General features: G+C 60.5%; 7 protein-coding genes. 3 read left to right on the forward strand and 4 right to left on the reverse strand.

Annotated features, from left to right (window positions below; all coding sequences use genetic code 11):
- Position 1: 1 nt before the first annotated feature.
- The 3 genes from ABZV58_RS34400 (at position 2) to ABZV58_RS34410 (ending at position 6,357) form a co-directional block, all read left to right on the forward strand.
- Positions 2-4,588 (forward strand): DNA methyltransferase, encoded by a 4,587-nt coding sequence (locus tag ABZV58_RS34400; RefSeq protein ID WP_355004371.1) that lies wholly within the window; start codon positions 2-4, stop codon positions 4,586-4,588.
- A 114-nt stretch (positions 4,589-4,702) separates the two neighbouring features.
- Positions 4,703-5,647: a 5'-nucleotidase gene (locus tag ABZV58_RS34405; RefSeq protein ID WP_355004372.1), complete on the forward strand. Its 945-nt coding sequence runs from the start codon at positions 4,703-4,705 to the stop codon at positions 5,645-5,647.
- On the forward strand, positions 5,644-6,357 hold the full coding sequence (locus ABZV58_RS34410) for an alpha/beta fold hydrolase (RefSeq protein WP_355004373.1): 714 nt from the start codon (positions 5,644-5,646) through the stop codon (positions 6,355-6,357). Before ABZV58_RS34405 ends, ABZV58_RS34410 begins: the two co-directional genes overlap by 4 nt.
- Positions 6,358-6,678: 321 nt before the next feature.
- On the opposite strand, the gene ABZV58_RS34415 is transcribed toward ABZV58_RS34410, so the two are convergent.
- The 4 genes from ABZV58_RS34415 to ABZV58_RS34430 form a co-directional block, all read right to left on the reverse strand.
- On the reverse strand, positions 6,679-7,215 hold the full coding sequence (locus tag ABZV58_RS34415; protein ID WP_355004374.1) for a hypothetical protein: 537 nt from the start codon (positions 7,213-7,215) through the stop codon (positions 6,679-6,681).
- Positions 7,216-7,524: 309 nt separating this feature from the next.
- Positions 7,525-7,809 carry a helix-turn-helix transcriptional regulator gene (locus ABZV58_RS34420; RefSeq protein WP_355004375.1) on the reverse strand — a complete coding sequence of 95 codons (285 nt, stop codon included), beginning with the start codon at positions 7,807-7,809 and terminating at the stop codon, positions 7,525-7,527.
- Between the two features lie 739 nt (positions 7,810-8,548).
- Entirely contained in the window at positions 8,549-8,887 is a 339-nt protein-coding gene (locus ABZV58_RS34425) for a DALR anticodon-binding domain-containing protein (protein ID WP_355004376.1), read from the reverse strand.
- Positions 8,888-8,917: 30 nt separating this feature from the next.
- Positions 8,918-9,517 carry a DUF1524 domain-containing protein gene (locus tag ABZV58_RS34430; protein ID WP_355004377.1) on the reverse strand — a complete coding sequence of 200 codons (600 nt, stop codon included), beginning with the start codon at positions 9,515-9,517 and terminating at the stop codon, positions 8,918-8,920.
- Between the last annotated feature and the right edge of the window lie 142 nt (positions 9,518-9,659).

Consider the following 9,659-nt stretch of genomic DNA (forward strand, 5'->3'; position numbering starts at 1 on the left):
CGTGGCCTCTTTCGATTCCATCGTCGTCGGCGAGGATTGGATCAGCGAGCACTACTTCACCACCGATTCGGTGAAGGAGTCGTTCCACGGCAAGGTGATGGAGCTGCGCAAGGCGTGGGACGCCGAGGCGAAGGAAGGCCGCAAGACCGTCCGCAGCTCCCTGTTGTCCGCGGCGGGCGACCTGCACACCGCGCTGGGCGCCCTCGCCGAGAACCCCGAAGCGGCCCCGAAGGCGCACGCCCAGGTCCGCGCCGCGTTCGGTTTCGACGGGGAGTTGACCCCCTTCACCGCCGAACGCGCCGGTTCCGAACTCACCATCCCCGACGCCCAGCTGGCCGGCACCGCGAATGTGCTGTTCCTGCAGGCGAACCCCGTCGAGTCGATCGAAGACTTCCTGGGTGCGGGCACCCTGATCACCCCCGCCGTCGAAGACAACAAGCCCCTCGAATCCGCTTCCAAGGCAGTCTCGGCCGCCTTCCGCTCCGACACCCCACCGGCCTTCGTCGTCGTCCAAGCCGGGCGCTGGCTGCTGCTGGCCGAAGCCGAGCGCTGGGCCGAAGGCCGCTACCTCGCCATGGACCTGCTGGTGGTCGTCGAACGCCGCCACGACGCCCGCGGCGGCGAAATCGACCGCGCCGCAGCCATCTTCGGACACCAAGCACTGAAGCCGGACGCCGACGGCAACATCTGGTGGACCGGCGTCCTCGAGGACTCGGTGAAGCACACCGTCGGCGTCTCCAAAGACCTGCGCGAAGGCATCCGCCTGTCCATCGAGATCATCGCCAACGAGGTCGTGCGCCGCCGCCGCGACCGCGGCCTGACCATGGACGGCATCGACGGCAACGACCTCGCCAAGCACTCCCTGCGCTTCCTGTATCGCATCCTGTTCCTGCTGTATGCCGAGGCATCGCCGGAGATGCAGGTGCTGCCCACCGGCGCCGCCGAATACGAGGAGGGCTACGGCCTCGACCGCCTCCGCGAGCTCACCCTCACCGAACTGGTCTCCAACCGCGCCCGCACCGGCACCCACCTGTACGAATCGTTGAAGCGCCTGTTCGACCTCGTCGATCAGGGCTACACCCCCGCCGTCCGAGACAACGTAACCGACGACCCGGCACCCGGCCTCGAGTTCAACTCCCTGCGCGCAGACCTGTTCTCCCCCAAGGCAACCGCCCTCATCGACGAAGTCGGCCTCGGCAACGAAGCCACCCAGCAGGTGCTGGCCCACCTCCTGCTCACCAAGGAGAGCAAGTCCCGCAAGGGCGCCGACCGCGGCTTCATCAGCTATGCCGAACTGGGCATCAACCAGCTCGGCGCGGTCTACGAGGGCCTGATGTCCTACACCGGCTTCTTCGCCGAGGAAGACCTCTATGAGGTCGCCAAGGACGGCGAGCCGGAGAAGGGTTCCTGGGTGGTTCCGGTCGGCCGCGCCGACCACCTGTCACCCGCCGATTTCGTGTGCGCCGAGGACCCCGTCACCCACGAGAACAAGCCGGTGATCCACACCAAGGGCACCTTCGTCTTCCGCTTAGCCGGCCGCGAACGCCAGCAGTCCGCGTCGTACTACACACCGGAAGTGCTGACGAAGTTCGTCGTCTCCCAAGCCCTTGAAGAACTTCTCGACCAAGACGGGCACCGCACCACCCCCGAGGAGATCCTTTCCCTCACCATCTGCGAGCCCGCCCTCGGCTCCGGCGCGTTCGCCATCGAGGCCGTCCGCCAGCTCGCCGCCGAATACCTCAAGCGCAAGCAGGAGGATCTGGGCGAGCTGATCGATGCCGACCAATACACGGTCGAATTGCAGAAGGTGAAGGCGCACATCGCCCTTCACCAGGTGTACGGGGTCGACCTCAATGCGACTGCTGTCGAGCTGGCCGAAATCTCGCTGTGGCTGGACACCATGGTCGCCGGGCTGCAAGCGCCATGGTTCGGGCTGCACCTGCGACGGGGCAACTCGCTGATTGGTGCGCGACGCGCGGTGTACGCGCCCAGCGAGCTGACCAAAAAGGCTTGGCTCAGGACCGTGCCGAAGGATATCCCCCTCGGCTCCGAAATCGGCGCCGGAATCCACCACTTCCTCCTCCCCGCCGAAGGCTGGGGCGCAGTGGTCGACACCGCCGAAGCCAAAACCTACGCACCAGATCAGCGCGAAGAACTCCGGCTGTGGCGCAACGAGATCCGCAAGTCCCCCTCCAAGGAGATCATCAAGCGCCTCGCCTCGCTGGCTCAGCGCGTGGAAACCCTGTGGGAATTCACGCTGCGGCGCCTCACCATCGCGGAATCCGAAATCCGGCGTGATCTCCACTTGTGGCGCAGCGATCCTGTCGACCATGTCCCTGCGGTCAGCCGCGAACAGATCGAAGCGGTCCTCAATGACGAGAATGGCTCGTACCAGCGGCTGCGGCGGGTAATGGACGCCTGGTGTTCCCTGTGGTCGTGGCCAGTGACCGGCGATATCGCGGCACCGGACTGGGACCAATGGGTCGGCGGCCTCGAGGCGGTTCTCGGCACAACCGCAAAGGCGGGGAAGTTCGAGAAGTACGGACAGACCAGCTTCGCTTCGGATATGGCGTGGTCCGAATTGGATATCGCCGAAGACAACGATCGAATTTTCGCACAAGCCAAGCCCATCGCTTTCGCGGTTACAGAATTCCCTTGGTTGACTATCGCCTCTCAAACCGCATACACGCAAGGATTCCACCATTGGGAATTGGACTTCTCGCCAATTTTCCTGCGGGGCGGGTTTGACTTGCAAGTAGGAAACCCACCTTGGGTTCGTCCCGATTGGGACGAAGCAGCGGCCCTCGCAGAAATGGACCCCTGGTGGAAGCTAACCAAAAAGCCCGCTGCGCCGCTAAGTGAAATCAAGCGAGCCGAGGTTCTCAGCACACCCGCATCGGTCGAACAATTGCTCAATCAACGCGCTGCACAGGCCGGAACTGCGCGCCATATAGGATCAACAATAGACCGGCCAATGCTCTCAGGGATGAAACCCGATCTCTATTTTTGCTTCATAGATCACACCTGCCGATCGATGTCAAAACGGGGAACAGTCGGACTCATTCACCCTGAAACGCATTTGACAGACCCGCGAGCCGGCTCGATGAGAAGCGAGACATATCCGCACTTGCGTCGGCATTGGCATTTCAAGAATGAACTTCGCCTATTCGAGATCGATCACAACAATGAATATGGCGTTCATATTTACAGTTCAAAACGCTCGGTAGACTTCTTGCAAGCTGCTAATCTATACCACCCCGACACCGTCATACGATCATTCCACCATGATGGTACCGGACCGACACCAGGCATCAAAGATGATAAGGACCGCTGGGACGCCCGTCCGCATAGCAGTAGGATCATTCGCGTTACCGCGAAAGAGTTGAGAACCTGGTCCGCGCTAATCGAAGAGCCCGACACAAATATTCTGTCTACGCGAGTAGTCTATGTCCTCAATAGCGAGACAATGGGCGCACTAAATAAGATCGCCGCGTCCCCCAGTCTTGGCGATGGCGACTTTTTCTGGACTCGGGGATGGGAGGAAGACCGCGACACGAAACTGGGATTCATTGCGGACAAGCCAGGGGTCCCTGAGAGCTGGAATTCAACGATTCTCCACGGTTCCCACATAAGCGTTGGCACTCCACTCTTCAAACAGCCTAATGCGACAGTCATGAACAATCTAGACACCACAGCGATAGATCTCAACGAAATACCAATCGAATTCATCCCCCGAACTCGATATCAACCTAACAAGCACAAAAACGAATACCTAGCAGCCTACCCAAAATGGGGAGGTTCCTCTAGCAGCACCTACTACCGCATGGCATGGCGAGCGATGGCGAAGCCTAGCAACGTCCGTACATTGCACGCCGCCATCATCCCTCCGGGACCGATGCACATTAATGGTATCCAATCATTGCACTGCGGCAGCAATAGGTCCACTGCCATTGCATCAGCCGTCAGCTCATCTATTGTGGCAGATTATCTCATCAAGCTAATGGGATCCGAGAATATCAACCGCGGTCGAGTGCGCCGAATTCCGGTAATTCTCGAACATTCGTTAATCCCACATATACTCCTCCGGACACTTCGACTGAACTGTCTGATCGAACCGTACAAGCCACTGTGGAATGAACTTTTCACGGTAGCATGGACCCAGGATTGCTGGGTTCCGAAAGTTGGTTTCGAATACCTCCACCGACCTAGCTTGGGCACCGTCCAGCCTGAATGGAATTGGTCATCTCCGCTTCGCAATGATGCCGACCGCCGCCAAGCCCTCATCGAAATCGACGCCATCGTCGCCGTAATGCTCAATATCACCGCCGACGAACTCCTCACCATCTACCGCACCCAGTTCCCCGTCCTCCAAAAATACGAACGCGACGCCCTCTACGACGCCAACGGCCGCCAACTCCCCACCAAACTCGCCTCCGAATACCGCAAAAGGGGCTCCCTCCCCCCATCCGACCTCACCGTCGACGGCATCACCTACATGGAACCCTTCACTCCCGTAAACCGAGAACGCGACATGAAACTAGCCCACCGCCACTTCTCCGCCTTGGCGATATCAAAAATGACTGGTTAACATCAGCACAAACCGAGCGGCTTCCATCACTAGTTGGAAACGCGCCTCGCATGTTCACTCGCGAAATTTAATTTGTTTCGAACATTTCAAGGAATACAGGAAGGACATGGGATATTGATTGACAGCGACCGCCTCGTGATCGGCGTCGCATCGAGTGCCCTGTTCGATCTCGCGGAGTCGGATGCCGTTTTCGTAACTCAAGGCGAAGAAGCGTATCGCCTGTATCAAGAAGAGAACATCGATAATCGGCTCAATCCCGGAACGGCCTTTCCGTTCATACAGCGCATCCTCGCCCTTAATTCACTCGATCTATCCGATTCACCGCTGGTCGAGGTAGTGGTCTTGTCCCGCAATGATCCAATGACGGGACTTCGCGTATTGCGGTCGATAAAGTCGCACAATCTCGACAAAGTCTCCCGCGCTGTTTTCACCCAGGGGCGATCACCCTATGAATTCATGCCCGCGTTCAACATGTCCCTCTTCCTCTCGAAGAACGAAGGGGATGTCAAAGAGGCCACGAACCTGGCGCTGCCCGCTGGGCGAGTACTGGATTGCCCCGACGGTATCGACGATCATGACGACGAGGAACTCAGGATCGCGTTCGATTTCGATGGAGTACTCGCGGACGATTCTTCCGAGAATGTCTACAAGGCAGGCGGTCTGGCAGGCTTTCACGCTCACGAGGCAAAATACGCCACCGTGCCACATCCAGCCGGACCACTGCGACCATTTCTCACCGCAATTAACAAGATTCAGCGTCTCGAAGAACTGCGGCGCGAGGAGGATTCCACCTACTCGCCTCGAGTACGCGTGTCACTGATCACCGCTCGGGACACCTCGGATCATGCCCACGAACGCGCAGTTCAAAGCCTCAAGCATTGGGGTGTCACGGTTAACGACGCGTTTTTCCTCGGAGGGCTCGAGAAGGGAAATATTCTAGGTATTCTGAAGCCGCATATCTTCTTCGATGACCAGGAACGGCACCTCACCTCAACTGCCAGCCACATCCCCAGCGTCCATGTGCCGTTTGGTTCGCTGAACTCGACCTCCCCGGAATGAGGATTTATCAAGGGAACCACGGCTGGATAGCCGATGCTGGTATCGCATCGCTGCGGTTCGACCTTCGCGGCCACGGCGACAGCGCGGGCCGCCAAGAGGAACTGACCCTCTCCGCCATCCTCAACGACATCCGCGTCAGCCTCGCCACTGTACGGGACGCCCCGGGCGTCAGTGACCTGACACTGCTCGGTGCCAGCTTCGGCGGCGGCATTTGTGGCTACTACGCGGCCAAACGCCCAGAGGACCTATCGCGGTTGGTGCTGCTGAATCCCCAGTTCGACTACAAGAGGCGCACCATCGACACCCGCGACTACTGGACGAACGACATCATCAGCGACGAGAAAGCCCAAGAACTCAACGAAACCGGAGCTATCCAGTTCACTCCAACGCTGAGACACGGTCGGCCACTGCTCAACGAGGTGTTCTGGCTGAAGCCGAACGAAGCCCTCGACGAGATCAAAGCACCGACCCTGATCGTCCACGGCAACGCAGATACCTTGGTTCCAATCGACAGTTCCCGCGCTGCCGTCGCCCAGTTCACTGCACGCGTCGAGCTGGTCGAAATCGAGGGATCGCAGCATGGATTCGCCGTCCATGATGATCCGCGGTACCTCAACCCGAAGAGCCAAGAGTTCCAGGCCGAAGTGATCCGCATTGTGGCGGATCGGCTCGCGGCTCAGCGCGACGGCATCAAGGCTTCACGGAGCTGACGCACACTCGGCCGGTGATTCCAGTGGGCGAGCGTGCGCACCACGTCCACAACAACATTCATCGTGCGCTCCGAACACCAAGGGGTGTCAGCCCATTCGCACAGCGCCTTGAGGTACTAGACCAGCACGGACAGGGCACCGCCTCATATGAACCGGAAGTGTGGGAACAGCTGTCGTTTCGGCAGCTTGGTGGCATGTAAGTGTCTTGTGCAGCAGCTCGGGCTAACCGGCCGTGAGGCTGCCAATATCGTTCAGACTGCCCAGGCGGGTCGCAGCGGCTGCCGGGCATGTATTCGGCCGCGCGAATCGGCTTCGTCGGGCTCAGCAGGCGACTGCCTCGCTGGTGTCTATCTGGACGGTGATGCCGAAGGTGTTGGCGAACTCGATGAGCTTGTCGAGCCGATATCTGGGGTGCCGGTTTTTCAGTAAGGAGATGATCGGGCCGGAGATGCCGGTCGCTGCGATGATCGCGGTTGCGCCGCCTGGGTACTCTTCGATGGCGCTGCCGATGGCGGCGGCGAGTTGCTCTTTCAGCTGCCCGAGCATGGTGAGGTCGGGTGCGTGCCGGGGGCGGTGGAGGTCACCGCGCTTGTAGGGCTTGGGCCGGATTATGGTTGGCGCGCTGATCATTTCGAGGGTGACGGTGATGCCGAGCTTGTCGCAAATCTCGATGAGCGGGTCGACACCGAGCCGGTCGAGGAATCTCCCGCCGACGGCGAGGTGGATGGAATTCTTCGAGGCGCCGGTCTCCGCAGCGATCTTCGACACGCTTACTCCGCGGCGCTGGACGTCGGCTGCGATCGCTGCGGCGAGCTGACGCCGGAGGGGCATTGTGAAGCCGGAGGATACAGCAACCATGCAGCTCAGCGTAGCAACCGCAGCCTGGGTACCGCGACATCCTCGCACTTAAGCTTGTTAATAGATATTAGCTGAGCGCGGGCGCTGCCCAAGTCGATGTCGGTCGGGTTCGCCTCACTCAGCAGGGATGGGTCGCCGCGAAGCCCGGCGGCCCATGAGGGCCGCCCCTAAGTGGCCGCCGATATCACCTCCAGTGACAGCACCGCCGTCACACTGGAATTCGACATCGATACCGCCCGCCTGTCTGTGGCGGCACTTCTGCGGACGATTGCCATCTCTGACCGAGGCCCTTCTCGTTGCGATGCTGGCCTACTGCGTGCCAGCCAGCTCGAGCGCTTCTCGCCGATGCTTGGCCAGCTGGCGGATCATCAGCTCGATAACTTGGATGTCGTCGTCATCGAGCAGTTCGATCGCGGCCGGCGGGCTCCACTGTCGTCGTACCACCATGGCCAGCCGTCCTTTCACAGTATCGACAGGGAGGTCGAGGGCGTTGGCGATCTTACGCATGGTTATGTCATTGGGGCGGTTGTCGCCGCGGAAGATGCGGTGGATCGTGGCGGCGCTCAGGTTGGCGGCCTCGGCGAGTGCCACCATGCTCGGTAGCTGGGTCCGTGGGTCGACATACCCCATCCGTATCAGGTCAGACGCCCAAGGTTCCCCGACTAGGTTTCCGCGTGCCACGGCTCCTCCTCCAGCTCCGTTTTCGCAAAGTGAACGCCACCTATGCCTTGATAGAACAGATATGTGTTCTATCTTCGATGGATTTCCTGGACGCCACGCGCCAGTAGATAGATCACCTCGACGGGTTCTAATCTATCGCATAGGTTTTTGAGGCCTATTCATTGGGTGCTGAAGAAGTGCAGGCCAAGGATGGCCTGCAACGTGGTGGCGAATGTTTCGATCGGCGGCCGGTAGCAGCCGCCTTGCCCGGACAGTTTCCCCACGTCTCCAGCTGTGCCACAGCCGATTCCACCGGTGCCCGCAGGCTAGTCTTGTTGAGCCGCTTGTCGATCACATGTGCGCGCTTGCCGTCGGTCGCGGTACCGAGAACCAAGATCACAATGTCGGCTTTTCTTGCCCTGGGTGGTGTGCATCGCGCCCAGGCCTGTGCCCGGGATCAGTATGCCACGCAGATATTTCGCCAGCACCGTCACGGCATCACGAAACGGGTTGACGGTGAACACCGGTTCTCGAGTCTGCGGGCGTAAGGCGAGGAACTGATCCGATCGAGCCGAATTGGTCTGCCAATTGTCAGCCCACGGTCCGCACCCAGGCCGACACCGATGAACGGTGACCCGGACGCCACACCAGCGATAAGCATCCGGCCGCCATGTCACATCCGCTGCGGTGCGGCGATCCCCAACCGCCCCAACCCAAGTTCGAGAGTTCGACCAGTCAACTGGCACAGTGCGATTCGGTTGGAACGGATCGGCTCGTCGGCCGCAATGACTGGGCACGAATCGTAGAAGCTGATGTAGGCGCGGACGAGATCGTAGAGATAGCCGGCCAGCCGGTGCGGCTCCAAGGATTCGGCGACCTCGCCGAGGACGGCTCCGTAGCCGTCGAGGGCTAACGCGAGCTCCCGCTCCGCCGGTTCGAGTGGACCGAGAGTGTCGACCACGGCTCCGGTCGGGGCGTCGGCCTTACGCAGGATTGAACACACCTCGACCATAGTCCGCGCGACCAGCGACGACAGCTTTGGTCAAGCCCGATACTGTTCGAGCCGGTTCGGATCCCACACCCGCTGCGCGAGCATCAGCACCAGCTCGCGACGCTGCTCCTGCTGTTCGGGACCGAACTTTTCGTAGGCCTCGAACGGCAAGCCTTCCCGCTCCACAAAGGCCTTGAATCGGGGTTGGTGTTGGTAGGCCGCCTCGGCCAGGCTGGCTGCAAGCAGGTTCTGGCGGGCGTAGTGGGTTACCCTGTCCTCGAACGGCTTTGCCTGGTAGCTGCGGTTCACGTCGGCGGGCAGGAGCAGCAGTCCGCCGACGTTGTTCCGGTAGCTGTCGAATGCTTGTTTGCTGCCGAAATGGTCGGCGTAGCAGACGTAGTCGTCGGCCCAGATGTGTTCGATGTCGTAGGAGTTGCGGGAGGTGCGGTCGACGTACTTGTCGAACAGATCCGGCATGTCGGACGAGGACTCTATGTAGGAAGTCAGCCGAGCGAGGCGGTGGAAGATGTAGCGTTTGCTGAACTGGTTGAGGGCGAGGTCCCGGATACCACTGCGGCCACGGCTCGGGCTGCCGACCAGGGAGACGTCCACCTCGTCCTTGTCGAGTTTGGTACGCAACGTGTCGAGCAAGTCCGGCAGCGACAGGCCGCGGATGTCCCGGCACAGGGACCACATTGGGGACTGCTGCACGGATAGGTGACAACCGAGATGGCTTGCCGAGAGGTGGGCCTGAGAGGATGTCGCTGTGCCCAAGCCCTACCCGCGTGAGTTC

The sequence above is a fragment of the Nocardia sp. NPDC004654 genome, assembly GCF_040609595.1.
Taxonomy (GTDB): domain Bacteria; phylum Actinomycetota; class Actinomycetes; order Mycobacteriales; family Mycobacteriaceae; genus Nocardia.